Annotated in this window: 13 protein-coding genes; 1 reads left to right on the forward strand and 12 read right to left on the reverse strand. The window is 70.5% G+C overall.

Annotated elements, in window-relative coordinates:
* Positions 1–35 precede the first annotated feature (35 nt).
* From rpmA to IH68_RS0114530, 5 genes are all read right to left on the reverse strand, one after another.
* The gene (gene rpmA, locus IH68_RS0114510; protein ID WP_030934285.1) at positions 36–290 is read right to left on the reverse strand and encodes a 50S ribosomal protein L27; all 255 of its coding nucleotides are present in this window, start codon (positions 288–290) and stop codon (positions 36–38) included.
* A gap of 14 nt (positions 291–304) precedes the next feature.
* Positions 305–625, reverse strand: a complete 321-nt coding sequence (gene rplU / locus IH68_RS0114515) for a 50S ribosomal protein L21 (protein ID WP_030934287.1) — start codon at positions 623–625, stop codon at positions 305–307.
* 235 nt (positions 626–860) lie between these two features.
* On the reverse strand, positions 861–4,631 hold the full coding sequence (locus IH68_RS0114520) for an Rne/Rng family ribonuclease (RefSeq protein ID WP_030934289.1): 3,771 nt from the start codon (positions 4,629–4,631) through the stop codon (positions 861–863).
* A gap of 263 nt (positions 4,632–4,894) precedes the next feature.
* Positions 4,895–5,659 (reverse strand): TIGR03936 family radical SAM-associated protein, encoded by a 765-nt coding sequence (locus IH68_RS0114525; protein WP_030934292.1) that lies wholly within the window; start codon positions 5,657–5,659, stop codon positions 4,895–4,897.
* Positions 5,660–5,707: 48 nt separating this feature from the next.
* Positions 5,708–6,787, reverse strand: a complete 1,080-nt coding sequence (locus IH68_RS0114530; RefSeq protein ID WP_030934297.1) for a hypothetical protein — start codon at positions 6,785–6,787, stop codon at positions 5,708–5,710.
* A 121-nt stretch (positions 6,788–6,908) separates the two neighbouring features.
* Between IH68_RS0114530 and IH68_RS0114535 the strand changes: the two genes are divergently transcribed.
* Positions 6,909–7,604 carry a DUF899 domain-containing protein gene (locus IH68_RS0114535; RefSeq protein WP_030934300.1) on the forward strand — a complete coding sequence of 232 codons (696 nt, stop codon included), beginning with the start codon at positions 6,909–6,911 and terminating at the stop codon, positions 7,602–7,604.
* Here IH68_RS0114535 and IH68_RS0114540 read toward each other — a convergent pair.
* The 7 genes from IH68_RS0114540 to mreC all read right to left on the reverse strand — a co-directional run bounded on the left by IH68_RS0114540 (position 7,577) and on the right by mreC (position 17,263).
* Positions 7,577–8,353 (reverse strand): glycosyltransferase family 2 protein, encoded by a 777-nt coding sequence (locus IH68_RS0114540; RefSeq protein WP_037884821.1) that lies wholly within the window; start codon positions 8,351–8,353, stop codon positions 7,577–7,579. The two genes, IH68_RS0114535 and IH68_RS0114540, sit on opposite strands and share 28 nt — an antisense overlap.
* Position 8,354: 1 nt before the next feature.
* Positions 8,355–10,334 (reverse strand): TIGR03960 family B12-binding radical SAM protein, encoded by a 1,980-nt coding sequence (locus IH68_RS0114545; RefSeq protein ID WP_030934306.1) that lies wholly within the window; start codon positions 10,332–10,334, stop codon positions 8,355–8,357.
* 92 nt (positions 10,335–10,426) lie between these two features.
* Positions 10,427–11,932 (reverse strand): CYTH and CHAD domain-containing protein, encoded by a 1,506-nt coding sequence (locus tag IH68_RS0114550; RefSeq protein ID WP_030934309.1) that lies wholly within the window; start codon positions 11,930–11,932, stop codon positions 10,427–10,429.
* A 163-nt stretch (positions 11,933–12,095) separates the two neighbouring features.
* The gene (gene rodA / locus IH68_RS0114555; RefSeq protein ID WP_030934312.1) at positions 12,096–13,295 is read right to left on the reverse strand and encodes a rod shape-determining protein RodA; all 1,200 of its coding nucleotides are present in this window, start codon (positions 13,293–13,295) and stop codon (positions 12,096–12,098) included.
* Positions 13,292–15,541: a penicillin-binding protein 2 gene (mrdA, locus tag IH68_RS0114560; protein WP_030934314.1), complete on the reverse strand. Its 2,250-nt coding sequence runs from the start codon at positions 15,539–15,541 to the stop codon at positions 13,292–13,294. The genes rodA and mrdA overlap by 4 nt, the downstream gene beginning before the upstream one ends.
* A gap of 83 nt (positions 15,542–15,624) precedes the next feature.
* Positions 15,625–16,305, reverse strand: coding sequence for a rod shape-determining protein MreD (gene mreD / locus IH68_RS0114565; protein WP_030934316.1), 681 nt, complete (start codon positions 16,303–16,305; stop codon positions 15,625–15,627).
* A 13-nt stretch (positions 16,306–16,318) separates the two neighbouring features.
* Positions 16,319–17,263 (reverse strand): rod shape-determining protein MreC, encoded by a 945-nt coding sequence (gene mreC / locus IH68_RS0114570; RefSeq protein ID WP_030934319.1) that lies wholly within the window; start codon positions 17,261–17,263, stop codon positions 16,319–16,321.
* Between the last annotated feature and the right edge of the window lie 101 nt (positions 17,264–17,364).

A 17,364-nucleotide genomic window follows, 5' to 3' on the forward strand; every position in this document is an offset into this window, starting at 1 on the left:
AGCGTTCGGGCTTCAGCCCTGAATCAGGAACAGACTCAGGCGACCGGAACGATGTTCACGACCTTGCGGCCACGGTGGGTACCGAACTCCACCGCGCCGGCGTTCAGCGCGAACAGCGTGTCGTCGCCGCCACGGCCGACGCCCGTGCCGGGGTGGAAGTGGGTGCCGCGCTGGCGGACCAGGATCTCACCCGCGTTGACGACCTGACCGCCGAAGCGCTTCACGCCGAGCCGCTGGGCGTTCGAGTCGCGACCGTTCCGGGTGGACGATGCGCCCTTCTTGTGTGCCATCTCTCCTCAGTCCCTTACTTCGCAGCCGTGGGGATCTCAGTGACCTTGATCGCCGTGTACTGCTGGCGGTGGCCCTGACGACGGCGGTAGCCGGTCTTGTTCTTGTAGCGAAGGATGTCGATCTTGACGCCCTTGTGGTGGTCCACGACCTCGGCCTGGACCTTGATGCCGGCCAGCACCCACGGGTCGCTGGTGACAGCTTCGCCGTCGACAACGAGCAGGGTCGAGAGCTCGACCGTGTCGCCAACCTTGGCAGTGGAAATCTTGTCAACCTCAACGATGTCGCCGACAGCAACCTTGTGCTGGCGACCACCGCTGCGCACGATGGCGTACACGCGGATCTCACTCTCTCGCTCGGGAACGGCACCCCCGCAGTCCAGCCACCCGGCACGGGCAGCCTCTCCGGAGCACCCAGTGCCCTGGAGGAATGAGGTTTACGGGGATGTGGCGCGCCCATATCCAAGGACACGCCGACGGTCAAGGTTACGGGGCCGTGGCCGGAGGGGTCAAACCGGGCCGGGCCCCGCACGCGTGCGGCCGGTCACAGGGACCGGCCGCACGCGGCACTGCTCAGCTCTCGTCGGCGGCGGCCGAGACCGTGGTCTTCTTCGCCGTCGACTTGGCCGCGGCCGTCTTGGCGGTCGTCGCCGCCTTCTTGGCCGTGACCTTCTTCGCTGCCGTCTTCTTGGCCGCGGTCTTCTTGGTGGCGGCCTTCTTCGCGGTGGCCTTCTTGGCCGTCTTGCGAGCGGCCGTCTTCTTGGCCGGAGCCGCCTCCTCGGCGCTCTCCTCCGCGGCCGCCGGCTCCTCCGCACCCGACGGGACGACCACGACGGCCGTCTCCTCGGACGCGGTCGGCGCGGTCTCCTTGCGCACCGCACGGCGCCGCGGGCGGGCCGGAGCGGCGCTCTCGGCGGGCGTCTCGGCCGCCGTCTCCGCCTCGGCCACCACCGGAGCCTCGGCCACGGGGGCCGTCTCGGCGACCGTCACCACGGCGGCCTCGGCGCCCGCGGGCGACCCGGCCGGCGCGGACACCTTGCGGGTCGCGCGACGGCGCGTACGCCCCTTGGGCGCGGCCTCCTCGACGGCCGGAGCCTCGGCGGGGGCGGTCTGGACGACCGCGTCCTCGACGGCAGCGGGCTCGGCCAGCGCCTCGGCGGCGGGTTCCGGCTGCACCGGACGCTCCACCTCAGCCTCGACCGTCACGTCCTGAGCGGTCGGCGCCTCGGCCTCCTCGTAACGCGGTGCCTCACGCCGGGGCGCACCCGCCGGAGCGGACGCACGACGGCTCGCGCGGCGCCGCGAACGGCCACGGCCGACCGCGGCCTCAGCCTCGGCGACGCTGCTGTACAGCTCCTCGTCCGGCGCGAAGGCCGGCTCGGACAGCGCGACCGGTGCCGCGGCCTCGGCAGCGACCTCGGCCTCGGTCTCCTCGACGGCCTCCGGAGCCTCGACGGCCGCCACGGCCTCGTGCTCGTGCACGTGCCCGTCGCCGCCACGCCCGCGCTTCTTGCGCTTGCCGCCGCCACCGGGGGCGCTCGGCTGCTCCATGTGCACGATGACACCGCGGCCGTTGCAGTGGACGCAGGTCTCGGAGAAGGACTCCAGCAGGCCCTGGCCGACCCGCTTGCGGGTCATCTGGACCAGGCCCAGCGAGGTGACCTCCGCGACCTGGTGCTTCGTACGGTCCCGGCCCAGGCACTCCAGCAGGCGCCGCAGCACCAGGTCCCGGTTGGACTCGAGCACCATGTCGATGAAGTCGATGACGATGATGCCGCCGAGGTCGCGCAGCCGCAGCTGGCGGACGATCTCCTCGGCCGCCTCCAGGTTGTTCCTGGTGACGGTCTCCTCGAGGTTGCCGCCCTGGCCGGTGAACTTGCCGGTGTTGACGTCGACGACGACCATCGCCTCGGTCCGGTCGATCACCAGCGAACCACCGCTGGGCAGCCAGACCTTGCGGTCCAGGGCCTTGGCGAGCTGCTCGTCGATCCGGTACGTGGCGAAGACGTCGACCTCACTGGTCCACTTCGACAGCCGGTCGGCGAGGTCGGGTGCGACGTGCGAGACGTATCCGTGGATGGTCTCCCAGGCGTCGTCGCCGCTGACGACGACCTTGGTGAAGTCCTCGTTGAAGATGTCGCGGACGACGCGGACGGTCATGTCCGGCTCGCCGTACAGCAGCGTCGGGGCGTTGCCGTTCTTCGACTTCTTCTGGATGTCCTCCCACTGCGCCTGCAGTCGCTCGACGTCGCGGCGCAGCTCGTCCTCGCTCGCGCCCTCGGCGGCGGTGCGCACGATGACGCCCGCGTCCTCGGGGACGATCTTCTTGAGGATGGTCTTCAGCCGGGCCCGCTCGGTGTCGGGCAGCTTGCGGCTGATGCCGGTCATCGAGCCCTCGGGGACGTACACGAGATAGCGGCCCGGGAGGGACACCTGGCTGGTCAGACGCGCGCCCTTGTGCCCGATCGGGTCCTTGGTGACCTGGACGAGCACGGACTGGCCGGACTTCAGGGCGGACTCGATACGGCGCGGCCCGTTGGCCATGCCGAGCGCCTCGAAGTTGACCTCACCGGCGTACAGGACGGCGTTGCGGCCCTTGCCGATGTCGATGAAGGCGGCCTCCATCGAGGGCAGTACGTTCTGCACCTTGCCGAGGTACACGTTGCCGACGTACGAGGTCGACTGCTCCTTGTTGACGTAGTGCTCGACGAGCACGCCGTCCTCCAGGACGCCGATCTGCGTGCGCTCACCGCTCTGCCGGACGACCATCACGCGCTCGACGGCCTCACGGCGGGCCAGGAACTCGGCCTCGGTGATGATCGGGACGCGTCGGCGGCCCTGCTCACGGCCCTCGCGGCGGCGCTGCTTCTTGGCCTCCAGACGCGTGGAGCCCTTGATGGACTGCACCTCGTCGGACGGCTCGGCCTTCGGGCGGGGCTCGCGGACCTTGACGACCGTGCGCTCGGGGTCACCGTCGCCGGGCTCGATGTCCGCGGAGGTGTCACCGGCACGACGACGACGGCGCCGGCGCCGACGGCTGCTGGAGCTGGAGCCGCCGCTCTCGCCGGCCTCGTCCTCCTCGTCGTCCTCGACCTGCTCGGCGGTGTCCGCAGCGTCCTCATCGGCCCGCCCGGCCTGTACGGCGGCGAGCTCGTCGGACTCCTCCAACTCGTCCTCACCGGCGGACTCGGCGGACTCGCCACGACGACGGCGACGGCCGCCACGGCGACGGCGACGGCGCGAACCGGTCTCCTCCGACTCGTCGCCCTCGGCGGCGTCCTCGGCCGACTCGTCGGCCTCCTCCGCCTCGTCCTCCACGGTGGTCTCCACGGCCTGCGGTTCGGCCTCCTCGCCGGCGGCGGCACCGCGGCGACGGCGACGGCGCCGCGCCCCGGCCTGCTCCTCGGGGAGCTCCTCCGGCTCGACGGTCTCGGCCTCGGCGGCCGCTTCGGCGGCGGCGCGCTGCGGGGTCTGGAACTGCGGCTCGGTGAACACGGGCGCCTGGAACACGGCGACGGCGGGCCTGGCCGGCCGCCGCGGACCCTCGTCCTCGACGCTCTCGGCGGCACCGGCGGTCTGCGCGGGCTCGGCGAACCCGGTGGCGGCCTTACGGGCGGTCCGGCGACGCGTACGCCGCGGCGCGCCGTCCTCCTCGGCCTGCTCGGCAGCCGGAGCGGCGACGGGCTCCTCAACAGCCGGCACCTCTTCGGCACCGGGGGTCTCCTCGACCGTCGTGGCCACACGGCGCGTGGCACGACGACGGGTACGACGCGGAGCGGCGTCCTCGGCCGGCTCTGCAGCCTCGGCGGCGGGCGCCTCGGCCACGGCGGTCGTCTCGGTGTCCTCGGCGGCGGGCGCCTCGGTGGTCACGGGCGCCTCGCCGGGCGCCGACACACGGCGCGTGGCACGACGACGGGTACGACGCGGAGCGGCGTCCTCGTCGGGCTCAGCGGCCGCCTCGGCAGGAACCTCGGCGACGGCCGCGCTCTCCCGCTCCTCGACCGGAGCGGCAGCGGCCACCACGGTCTCGGCGGCCTCGGCGGCAGCGGTCGCCCCGGCAGGCGCGGACACCCGGCGGGTCGCACGACGACGCGTACGCCCGGCAGGCGCGGCCTCCTCGACAACCGCAGGCGCCTCAGCGAACTCTTCGGAATCGTCGGGCTTCTTTTCGCTGTCGCTGTCGGCCGGTATGGCCGGCGCGACGATCTCCTCCGGGGTCTCGGAGGCGCCCGCGGCGGGGGGACCCGCCGGGCGTGAAGCGGCACGGCGCCGACGACGCGGCGGCAAGGTGTCGCTGGGGGTGTTCAGTTCGGAACCCTCAGTGGGTTCGGTCGGCTCGAGCATGCGGGCATTTCTCCCGTCAGGCTCCCGGGCGCCGCGCCCGGTCCGGCGTTGATCGCCGGTGACGTCCGCGGCTCGCGCGATGCGCGGTGCCGCCGTCCGGGGCGCGGGCGCCGCACGGGAGCTCTCTGTGTCCTGTCTCGCCGGTTCCGTACACCGAATGCATACGGCCTGGCGAAAGTCTTCTGTGTCGGTGCGCTGCCCGACCCAGGTGGCTCCCGAGTACGAGGGCGGCGCTTCGACGTCCGTCCTTCGCGGGACCTTCCTTACGCCGACGCCTTCGCGGCGGCAGCGGAATCGGCCGTGGGTCGGGCCGTCGCTGCCTCGCGGTCGGGCGCGAGCGGGTCGGTCACCGTGCCGGTCTCTTCATCGAGCAGCCCCTGCGCCAGCCTGGTCACCGCAGCGGGGACCGGCGGCGCCAGGTCGGCCACGGCGCGGAGACCGGACAGGACGTCGTCGGGTCGTACGGCAGGCGTCACGTGCCGAACAACCAGCCGCAGTATCGCACAGGGCTGGTCGGTCGGCCTATCAGCCGGATCACTATGCGTTTCAAGATGTACGACCGCGGGGCGGGCGTCGAATGTCCGCACGCCGTTCTTGGTCATGCGCTGGACCTCGACGGCCTCGGCGGTGTTGAAGGCCGAAACGGCCCGCTCCGCCTCGGCCGGGTCCACGCCGTCCAGTCGCAGCTCCCACACGGAAGCCGTGAGCCGGTCGGCGAGCCCGGACATCCGGGCCTCGACCGCGTCGACGACATCGAGCCCGGCGGGCAGCGACTCGTCGAGCAGGATCCTCAACTTCTCCGGATCCCGCGCCTCGGTGAGGGCGATCTCCAGATACTCCGCCTCACTGCCCGTGCCGGTGGGTGCGGCATTGGCGTACGACACCTTCGGATGCGGCGTGAACCCCGCCGAGTACGCCATGGGCACCTCGGCACGGCGCAGCGCACGCTCGAAGGCGCGCTGGAAGTCACGGTGGCTGGTGAACCGGAGGCGGCCGCGCTTGGTGTAGCGCAGTCGGATGCGCTGCACCGCGGGTGCGGGCGGCGGGCCTTCGGGCTGTCGCTTGCCCAGTGTCGTTCAGTCCTTCGTGAGAGCGGTCGTACTGCTACCAAGAGTACGTGTCTCGCGGCCCGGAGGTTCCCGCCGGTCCACTGCCTCGGTCCGATCGGGCTCCCCGAAGAGCATCCGCCGGAACTCGGCGCGCGCCTGTCGCGCGGACTCCCGGGCGGAGGCGAGCGCCAGCCGGGTGGCCCGCCCCACACTGCGCGCCGCCTCGGCGGCGGGCCGCAGCACGGCATCCCGTACGACATGTCCGACGGGAGTGAGCACGGTCCGGTAGACCCAGCGCACCGGCTCCACGAAGATCCACCGGAAGAGGGTCCCGAGAGCCCGCCCCACGGCGAGCGAGATCCGCCCGGCCACCCGCCAGGCATGCCCGATCGCCTGCCCCACCTCGCGCCCGACGACGGCGAGGAACCGCCCGACGGGCACCAGCACCCACCGCCACAGCGCGAGCGCGGGCAGCACGAACAGCACCCGCCCCACCCAGTACAGCCCGATCCCGACCCCGGTGGCGACGGTGCGCGCGACCCAGGCGATCGCCCGGCCGACCGGCGCGAGCACCCACTCGTACACCCACATCGCGGGAACGACGACGAGATACCGCACCAGCCACGCGGCACCGGCGTACACACCGGCCCCGAGCAGGGCGAGCACCGCCCCGATCCCGCTGAGCACCCACATCACGCCATGCCCGACAGGCGTGAGAAGGCGCGCGTACACCCACACCAGGGCCTGCCCCAACGGAGTCAGGGCGTAGCGGTGGAACCACTTCAGCGGCACAACCACGAGCACGTTCCCGAGCCACCCCAACGCCCTGCCGAGCGGCACGACGACATAGCGCCAAAGCCCCACGAAGGGCCATACGAACACGGCCCGCGCCACCCACAACAACGCCCGTCCCACCGGCCGGAACACGGTGCTGTTCAGAAACCGCCCGGCGACCACGAGCGCATCCCACGCCATCCGTACCGGCACGACCAGCACAAGCACGACGATCCGCACGGGAAGGCGGATCGCAACGACGAGGCACCCTTCGGGCGACTGTCGCGCGGGCTGCTGTCCGGGGTGTTCGGCGGGCGGCTTCTGCAGATCCATACCCCCACAGACGCCGGGGCCGCCCGTCCGGATCCCTCGTCGGAGCGCCGATGAGTTCCGGAGCCCGGCGGGGTCTACCTCCACACCAGCGAAAGTCACGCGCGAGCTCTGTGAGGGGACCATGACCACCCACGCACTACCACCCGTCGTCGACGCCGCCACCTGGGAGCACAGGCTGCAGACACTGCGCGCCCGGGAGAAGGCCGCGACGCGGGAGCTCGACGCCATCGCCGCCGAGCGCCGACGGCTGCCGATGGTCGAGATGCCCGACTACACCCTCGAGGGCGAGGACGGCCCGGTCCGGCTGGCGGACGTCTTCGAAGGCAGGAGGCAGCTGATCGTCTACAACCACATGTGGTTCGCCGGCCAGGAATGGCAGTGCCCGGGCTGCACGGGCTTCACCTCGCAGTACACCCGCCTGGAGTTCCTGGACAACTACGACGCGCGCTTCGTCGTCGTCACCCAGGGCCCCATCGAAGAGGCACTCGCCTACAAGCGGCGCGTCGGCAACCGCATGGCCTGGTACTCGACCGCCGACAGCTCCTTCGGGACCGACGTCGGCGCACCGCCCGGCGGCGGATTCGCGGTCAACGTCTTCCTGCGCCACGGCGACACCGTCTATCGCACCTGGCACACCAACGGCCGCGGCACCGAGCAGATCGGTCACAGCTTCGCGCTGATCGATCTCCTCCCGTACGGCCGCCAGGAGGAATGGCAGGACTCTCCCGAGGGCTGGCCCCAGTCCCCCACCTACAGCCGGTGGGCATCGTCCAAGGACATCGCTGCGCTCTACGGCCCGGGCTCCGGCGACAGCTGAACCCCGGTGTCGGCCCACGCCCGGATGGCCTCCGCATGCTCACGGATCAGGGACATACGGGCCTCCCATTCCGCCCCGCTGCGATGGTCGGGGTGGGCGGTGATCTGGCCGCCGTGCTTGCGGTAGGCAAGTCCGGTCTCGCCGATGAACCATCCGTCCGCCAAGGCGTCCAGACCGAGCAGGAGCCCGGTGTCGCCCGAGGCGGGCAGGGCCATCCAGCCGCCCAGCAGCGCCAGCAGGGAGCGCCTCACGCACAGGGTGGCGGGGTGGACCTGCGGCCGGTGGTGTTCGGCCCAGAAGCCGAACTCGCTTCCCCTGGGGAGCCGGCCCGGTTGCGGGTCGCTCGATTCGAACGAGACGGTGCTGCCGTCCTCGAGGAGATCGACGACCCGCGACGTGGTCCAGCCGACCGAGGCGTCCTCCTCCAGCACGGCGATGTCCCGGGCGAGAGTTCCGGCGGTGAGCTGGTCATCGGCGTCCAGCGTCTTCACATAGGCACCGGTCGAGCGCGCGAACGCCATGGTCCGTGCCACGTGCGGGCCGCCGGCGCGGGACGCCGCAACCCGGATCCGTGGATCGTCGGCCGGCAGATACGACTGTGCACGCACGTCGCTGCCGTCCTCCTGTACGCACCACTCCCATGACCACCCGTCAGGAAGATCCTGCTGGAGGAGAGAGGCGTAGGCGTCGGGAAGGAAACGGACAGCGCCGCCGTGCACCGGCGTGACGACGGAGACGACGGGGTTCACGTCAGTGCGCGTGATCACTCGAAGCGGGCGCCGGGCCTGCGTTCTTGACCGTCAGCGGCAGCAGCTTCTTGCCCGTCGGGCCGATCTGGATGTGCGTGTCCATCTGCGGGCACACCCCACAGTCGAAGCACGGCGTCCACCGGCAGTCCTCGACCTCCGTCTCGTCGAGGGCGTCCTGCCAGTCCTCCCAGAGCCAGTCCTTGTCGAGGCCCGAGTCGAGGTGGTCCCAGGGCAGGACCTCCTCGTACGTCTTCTCGCGCGTGGTGTACCAGTCCACGTCCACGCCGAAGGCCGGCAGCACCTTGTCCGCGCAGCTCATCCAGCGGTCGTAGGAGAAGTGCTCGCGCCAGCCGTCGAAGCGGCCGCCGTCCTCGTAGACGGCGCGGATGACGGCGCCGATGCGGCGGTCGCCGCGGGAGAGGAGGCCCTCTACGATGCCGGGCTTGCCGTCGTGGTAGCGGAAGCCGATCGAGCGGCCGTACTTCTTGTCGCCGCGGATCTTGTCCCGGAGCTTTTCGAGGCGGGCGTCCGTCTCCTCGGCGGAGAGCTGCGGCGCCCACTGGAAGGGAGTGTGGGGCTTGGGGACGAAGCCGCCGATCGAGACCGTGCAGCGGATGTCGTTCTGGCCGGAGACCTTGCGGCCCTCGGCGATCACCTTCATCGCCATGTCGGCGATCTGCAGGACGTCCTCGTCCGTCTCCGTGGGCAGGCCGCACATGAAGTACAGCTTCACCTGGCGCCAGCCGTTGCCGTAGGCGGTGGAGACCGTCCTGATCAGGTCCTCTTCCGAGACCATCTTGTTGATGACCTTGCGCATGCGCTCCGAGCCGCCCTCGGGGGCGAAGGTGAGGCCGGAGCGGCGGCCGTTGCGCGTGAGCTCGTTCGCCAGGTCGACGTTGAAGGCGTCCACACGCGTGGAGGGGAGGGACAGGCCGATCTTGTCCTCCTCGTACCGGTCCGCCAGCCCCTTGGCGATGTCACCGATCTCGCTGTGGTCCGCGGAGGACAGGGAGAGGAGGCCGACCTCCTCGAAGCCCGTCGCCTTCAGGCCCTTCTCCACCATGTCGCCGATGCCCGTGATGGAGCGCTCGCGGACCGGGCGCGTGATCATGCCGGCCTGGCAGAAGCGGCAGCCGCGGGTGCAGCCGCGGAAGATCTCCACCGACATGCGCTCGTGGACGGTCTCGGCGAGCGGGACCAGGGGCTGCTTGGGGTAGGGCCACTCGTCGAGGTCCATGACCGTGTGCTTCGACACGCGCCACGGGACGCCCGACTTGTTCGGTACGACACGGGCGATACGGCCGTCGGGGAGGTACTCCACGTCGTAGAACGCGGGGATGTAGACCGAGCCCGTCTTCGCGAGGCGGAACAGGACCTCCTCGCGGCCGCCGGGGCGGCCCTCCGCCTTCCAGTCACGGATGATCTTCGTCATGTCCAGCACGGCCTGCTCGCCGTCGCCGATGATCGCCGCGTCGATGAAGTCCGCGATCGGCTCGGGGTTGAAGGCCGCGTGGCCGCCGGCCAGGACGATCGGGTCGTCGAGCCCCCTGTCCTTGGACTCCAGGGGGATTCCGGCCAGGTCCAGCGCCGTCAGCATGTTCGTGTAGCCGAGCTCCGTGGAGAAGCTCAGCCCGAACACGTCGAAGGCCTTCACCGGCCGGTGGCTGTCCACCGTGAACTGCGGGACGGCGTGCTCCCGCATCAGCGCCTCCAGGTCCGGCCACACGCTGTAGGTGCGCTCGGCGAGAACGCCCTCCTGCTCGTTCAGGACCTCGTAGAGGATCATGACGCCCTGGTTGGGCAGCCCGACCTCGTAGGCGTCCGGGTACATGAGCGCCCAGCGGACGTCACAGGACTCCCACGGCTTGACCGTGGAGTTGAGCTCTCCGCCGACGTACTGGATCGGCTTCTGCACATGCGGGAGCAGAGCTTCGAGCTGCGGGAACACAGACTCGGCGGCCGCAGCGACTTCGGCAGACATCTCGAACCTTCGTGGGAATGGGCTGATGGGACGACCTGAACTGACAGGGGTGACCATCTAGCCTAACGCGGCCGTGCACCCGCCCCGACCGCTCAGACCTGCATCCCGTCCTTGACCTCCCGCCAGGCCCCCGGCACCTGTGTCTCCACGGCCGTGGCGCGCGCCTCCTCGCGGCCGTAGAGCACTCCGTACGTGAACGAGCTCTCCCCCGCCGCGTGGGCCACGGCGGACAGCTCGCGCAGGGTCTGGCGGGTCATGAAGCTGTCCTGGTGGTCGCCGAGCAGGTTCTGGAGGGACTTCATCGATTTGGTCAGCGCGGTCGCCGGGCTGCCGAGGGCCGGTGTGGCGGCCTCCGCCGAGTACCGCGTCCGCTTGGCCTTCTTGCGGGCCTCGTGCAGGGCGAGGTCGCGTTCGTGGCCGGGTTCCAGGGCGATGGCCTGCTCGACCAGCTCGGACAGCTTTGCGAAGTCCTTCCGTACGGCCTTGGCGATCACCTTCTCCGGCTTTCCGGCGGCCGCCTCCAGCACCGGCGGGTCCGCGACCAGCGCGTCCAGGCTGTCGAGCAGCTTCAGATAGCGCTGGGAGTCCAGGACGCCGGTCAGACGGCGGCGCGATCCGCCGCGGCGGGCGTTCATCCAGGTGCGCAGCCGGGTGCGGATGGGCCCGGAGAGCAGTGTCCTGGGCAGTTCGTCCAGGGCCGCCGACAGCCGCTCGGTCAGCACCTCCCGGTCCCGGTCCACACCGAGCTCGCCGGCCAGCCACTTCAGTTCGACGCCGATGGGGTCGGTGACGGTCCGGTCGAGGACCTTGCCGTACGAGCGGAAGGCGCTGCGCATACGGCGGGTGGCGACGCGCATGCGGTGCACGGAGTCGTACACGTCCTGGCGTACGGCAGGGTCGAGTTCGATGATCGCGTCGCGCTGCTCGCGGACGTAGGCGAGGACGTGGTCGCCGGCCGTCACCGGCGGCTTCACCTGCTGCTTCTTCCTGCGCTTCTTCTTCGGCGCGGTCTCCGCCAGGGCCCGGGCCAGCTTGGAGGCCGATGCGGAGGGTCGTACGCCCGCCTTGCGCAGCCGCTTGTCGACCTTGTCGAGGAAGGCGGGGTCGCCGCCGTCGGCGAGTTCCACCTCCAGCTCGGTCCACTGGGCCGAACCGCCGTCGCCGGTGAGCCGTTCGGCGCGTACGGCGTCCACGCTGACCTCCGCGAGCAGCCGGCCCCCGGCGTCGACGAGGTCGCGGACGTCGCGGTCGGAGCGCAGCCGGACCACGGGCAGCAGCTCGGCGTCGCGGACCCGGGAGCGGACCAGGCCGGCGAGGCTGCGCGGGACGGTGTCGGAGAGCGGCGCCTGGATCTCGTCGCGGACGCCGGGGGCGACCGGGAACTTCAGGTGCCAGCCCGCGTCGGCGCCGCCGGTGCGGCGGCGCAGGGTGATCGCGGACGCGGCGAGGCGTTCGTCGGAGGTGTCGTAGTAGGTGGCGTCCAGATGCGCGACCCCTTTGTCGACGACCGCGTCGACACCGGCGACGCCTGTCAGGTCGGGCAGGCCGCTGTCGTCGGACTCGTACTTCCGCTCGATCTCCCGCTTTGTGTCCGCCATGAACCGAATCTAGTTGCTGCGGAACTGGTACGACAGGGGGCGCGGCCCCAGCCCGTCCGGCGTTTGAGGACGAGGCCGTTCAGGCCGAAGGGGGTCTGGGGCACAGCCCCCAGGGCCGCAACCCCCACCCGCCCGCACCGTTCCCGCCGCAACCGCCGGAGGCCTACGCCGACATGGGCCTCTGCACCCTGATCGACTGCAGCAGCCCCACCGCCATCCACACCGCGAACATCGACGAGCCGCCGTACGACACGAAGGGCAGCGGCAGGCCGGTGACCGGCATGATGCCGAGGGTCATGCCGATGTTCTCGAAGGTCTGGAAGGCGAACCAGGCGACGATTCCGGCGGCGACGATCGTGCCGTACAGCTCGGTCGAGTCGCGGGCGATCCGGCAGGCGCGCCACAGCACCACGCCGAGCAGGAAGATGATCAGCCCCGCGCCGACGAAGCCCAGCTCCTCGCCCGCGACAGTGAAGACGAAGTCCGTCTGCTGCTCGGGCACGAACTGGCCGGTGGTCTGCGAGCCGTGGAAGAGGCCGGCGCCGGTCAGACCGCCCGAACCGATCGCGATGCGCGCCTGGTTGGTGTTGTAGCCGACGCCCGCCGGGTCGAGGCTGGGGTTGGCGAAGGCCGCGAAGCGGTTGATCTGGTACTCGTCCAGGATGTGCAGCTGCCAGATGGCGATGCAGCCGACGACGCCGGCCGTGATCAGGCCGAAGACCCAGCGGTTGGAGGCGCCGGAGGCGAGCAGCACGCCCAGGATGATGGTCACCAGGACCAGGACCGTGCCGAGGTCGGGCATGAGCAGCACGATCAGGATGGGTACGGAGGCCAGGCCCAGGGACTGCAGGACCGTGCGGTGGTCGGGGTACGGTCTGTCGCCCGCGTCCACCCGGGCGGCGAGCATCATCGCCATGCCCAGGATGATCGTGACCTTCACGAACTCGGCGGGCTGCAGGGAGAAGCCGCCGCCGAAGACGATCCAGTTGCGGCTGCCGTTGATGGTGGCGCCGAGCGGGGTGAGCACCAGCAGGATCAGGAACACCGAGGCGCCGTACAGGATCGGGACGGCGGTGCGCAGGGTGCGGTGGCCGAGCCAGACCGTGCCGGCCATCAGGGCGAACCCGATGCCGGTGTTCATGATGTGCCGGATGAGGAAGTAGTACTGGTCGCCCTGGTTGATCTCGGTGCGGTTGCGGGTCGCCGAGAAGACGAGCACCGAGCCGATCGCCGAGAGCGCGAGGGCCGCCAGCAGCATCGGCCAGTCCAGCCGGCGGGCCACCGAGTCGCGGGCGAAGATGCGGGTCCAGCCCGCGCGCCGGGGGCCGTACCCGGGGACGGAGAAGCTGCCTGCACCGGTCATGTGAGCATCCTCCGGCTTCCCCGCCTGCGCGGCCGCCTGCGGGTGGTCCGGTTGGTCGATGTGGGCGAGGCCGTGGTCGCGGCGGGCTGGCTCGCGCCCGGGGAGGGGCTGGCGTTGTCGTTGGCGTGGAGTTCCTTGGCCGGGTCCTTGGGCACCTTCGGCGAGGCGATCGTGCCGTCCGTCTTGACCTTGGGCAGGCCCTTCTGCGGGCTGGGCAGCAGTGCCTTCTTGTTGTCGATCGAGCCGTCGGGCTGGACGCCGTAGAGGGCGCTGTAGATGCTGCGGACGGCCTCACCGGAGGCGCCGGAACCCGTACCGGCCTGGGCGATCGTCATGACGACCGAGTAGTCCTTGGAGTACGTGGCGAGCCACGAGGTGGTCTGCTTGCCGTAGACCTCCGCGGTACCGGTCTTGGCGTGCAGCGTGATCTTGTCCTGCGGCCAGCCCTTGAACTTCCAGGCGGCGGTACCGGCGGTGATGACGCCGGCGAGGGCCTTGTCGATGCCCTTGTGGGTGGCCTCGCTGATCGGGAGCTTGCGCAGGACCTTGGGCTGGATCTCATTGACGGTCTTGCCGTCGGCGCTGATGATCGCCTTGCCGATGGTCGGGACGTGCTCGGTGCCGCCGTTGGCGAGGGCCCCGTAGATCATGGCCTCCTGGATCGGGGTGAGGAGGGTGTCACCCTGGCCGATGGAGTAGTTGATCGAGTCGCCCTCGCGCATCTTGTAGCCCTCGAGGCAACCCTCGTACTCGATCCTCTGGACGTAGGTGCCGCCCTTTTTGCCGCTCTTGCACCAGGCGTCCTTGTTGGCCTTCCAGTAGTCCTGCTTCCACTGGCGGTCGGGGACGCGGCCGGTGACCTCGTTCGGCAGGTCGATGCCGGTCTCCTTGCCGAGGCCGAACTGGTGGGCGGTCTTGTAGAAGTAGTCCTTGGGCTCACCCTTCTTGGGGTTGATGCCGCCGTCCTTCTTCCACTCGCGGTCGGCGAGACCGTAGAAGACGGTGTCGCAGGAGACTTCCAGGGCCCGGCCCAGCGAGATGGGGCCGAAGCTCTCGCCCTCGAAGTTCTTGAAGACCTGGCCGCCCACCGAGTACGAGCTGGTGCAGGGGTAGCCGCCGTCCCAGGCGTAGCCGGCCTGGACCGCGGCGGCCGTGGAGACCACCTTGAAGGTCGAACCCGGCGCGGACTGACCCTGTATGGCCCGATTGAGCAGCGGGTAGTCGGAGTCCTTGCCGGTGAGCTGCTTGTAGTCCTTGGCGGAGATGCCGCCGATCCAGACGTTCGGGTCGTAGGTCGGTGCGGACGCCATGGCGACGATACGGCCGGTCTTGGCCTCCATCACGACGACGGCACCCGAGTCGGCCTTGTACTTCTCACCGGTGACCTTGTCGTACTGGCCGCGGGCGATCTTCATCGCGTTGTGCAGCTCGTACTCGGCGACCCGCTGGACGCGGGAGTCGATGCTGGTGACGAGGCTCGAACCGGCCTGGGCGGGGTCGGACTTGGCCTTGCCGATGACGCGGCCGAGGTTGTCGACCTCGTAGCGGGTGACGCCGGCCTTGCCGCGCAGTTCCTTGTCGTACTGGCGCTCAAGGCCCGAGCGGCCGACCTGGTCGGAGCGGAGATAGGGCGAGTCGGTGTCCTTGGCCTTCTGGATCTCGTCGTCGGTGACGGGCGAGAGATAGCCGAGGACCTGTGCGGTGTTGGACTTGCCGGGGCCCGGGTAGCGGCGCAGTGCCTCGGGCTCGGCGGTGATGCCGGGGAAGTCCTCGGAGCGCTCGCGGATCTGCATGGCCTGGCGGGGCGTGGCCTCGTCGGTGATGGGGATCGGCTGGAAGGGCGAGCCGTTCCAGCAGGGCTGGGGCGTCTTGGCGTCGCACAGCCGGACCCGCTGCATGACCTCCTTGGGCTTCATGCCCAGGACCCCGGCCAGCTTGGTGAGGACCGCCTTGCCGTCGTCCTTCATCTTCAGCAGGTCGGTGCGGGAGGCGGAGACCACGAGGCGGGTCTCGTTGTCGGCGAGCGCCACACCGCGCGCGTCCAGGATCGAGCCGCGTACGGCGGGATCGACGACCTGCTGGACGTGGTTGCCGGACGCCTCCTTGGCGTACTCGCTGCCCTCGCGGATCTGCAGGTACCACAGCCGACCGCCGAGGGTGCCGAGCAGGGAGAGGACGAGGATCTGGATGACGACGAGCCGGATCTGGACCCTTGGGGTCCGTCCGGTCTCGGGAATGTTGGTCACTGCGGCTGCCTCCCCCTCTCAGTGTGTGTACGTGTCATATACGACGGAGCTGTGAATGCCGCCCGCCGCCAACTCCCGCCTGCTCACAGCCGCTTGACCCCCTTGATGCGGCCCACGCGGGCGGTGCGGGTACGGGCCTTGGTCTTCAGGCTGCCGAGGCCACCGCGCTGACCGCCGAGCTTGAGGCCCGTCCCGGCGGAGATCCAGCCGGAGGTGATGTCGGTGGCCTTCTTCGACGGGGAGTTGGCCTCGGCGAGCGGGTCGTTGTCCGCGCGCCGGGCCAGGGCCATGATCCCGGGCACCACGAAGGGGGCGAGCAGCAGGTCGTACAGGGCGGCCGAGAACATCAAGCTGACGAGGCCCACATGCCGGGCGGCGGTGTCGCCGACGAGGGCGCCGACACCGGCGTACAGCAGGGTCGAGCCGATGGCGGCGGCGACCACGACGAGCATGGGGCCGGTGGCCGACTTCAGCCGCCCGTTGTCCGGTCTGACCAGCCCGGCGAGGTAGCCGATGACGCACAGCACCAGGGCGTAGCGGCCGGCGGCGTGGTCGGCGGGCGGGGCCAGGTCGGCGAGCAGGCCCGCGCCGAAGCCGACAAGGGCGCCGCCGACATGACCGTAGACCAGCGCCAGGCCCAGCACGGTGAGCAGCAGCAAGTCGGGGACGGCGCCCGGCAGATGGAGCCGGGCGAGGACGCTCACCTGGACCACCAGGGCTACGACGACCAGGGCCGAGGAGAGCAGGATCCGGTTGACGCGCATGGGGATTCAGCTCCTACTGCTGCTGGGTCTGGCCGTCGAGGGACGCGCTCGGGGACGGGGTCACCGTGACGGTGACCGTCGGTGTGGGCGTCGGCTGGGGTTTGTCGGGGAGCACCGTGTCGCGTGGGTCCTTCTTCGGGGTCTCCACGACGACGCCGACGATGTCGAGCTTGGAGAAGCTGACGTACGGCGTGACGTAGAGGGTGCGGGTCAGGTTGCCGCCGGACGGGTCGACGCGGGAGACCACGCCGACCGGGACGCCCGGCACGAAGGGCTTGTCGGCCTCGGAGCCGAAGGTGACCAGCCGGTCGCCCTTCTTCACGTCCGCCTTGGAGTTGAGCAGTTCCACCCGGAGCGGGCGGTCGCCCTGCCCGGTGGCGAAGCCGAGCTCGTCGCTGCCCTCCATGCGGGTGCCGACGGTGAAGTCCGGGTCGTTGGCGAGCAGGACGGTCGAGGCGTCGGGGCCGACGTTGGTGACCCGTCCGACCAGGCCGTCGCCGTTCAGCACGGTCATGTCCCGCTTGATGCCGTCGGCCGCGCCGACGTCGATGGTGATCGTCCAGGAGAAGCCCTGGGCCGCCCCTATGGCGATGACCTGGGCGCCCTTGATGCCGTACTGGCCCTCGGCGGAGACCTTCAGCATCTTGTCGAGCTGTTTGAGGCGGCTGCGGTTGCGGTCGTCGCTGCCGAGTTTCGCCTTGAGGGCCGCGTTCTCCGTCTCCAGACGGGCGAGCCGGTCGTGCCGGGTGCCCGAGTCACGGACCGCGGAGATCGCGTTTCCGACCGGGTTGACCGCCGACGACATGCCGTCCTCGATCGGGCCGAACACGGTGGCCGCGACCTGGCGCGCACCGTCGACCGGTGAATCCTCACCGCCGCGGATGTCCACCGTGATCAGCGCGAACGCGATGGCGATCAGCAGCACCAGGAGCAGCCGGCTCTCTCGTGTGTCCCTCACGTGCGGCGGCCGTGCCTTCCTCATAGGAATGTGCAGAGGTTCAGGTGTTCAGTTCAGATGGGCAGTTCCAGCGTGCAGAGGCTTATGGGCGAGCTTATGCC

Origin of the sequence: Streptomyces sp. NRRL S-646 (assembly GCF_000720765.1) — a bacterium.
Taxonomy (GTDB): Bacteria; Actinomycetota; Actinomycetes; order Streptomycetales; family Streptomycetaceae; genus Streptomyces.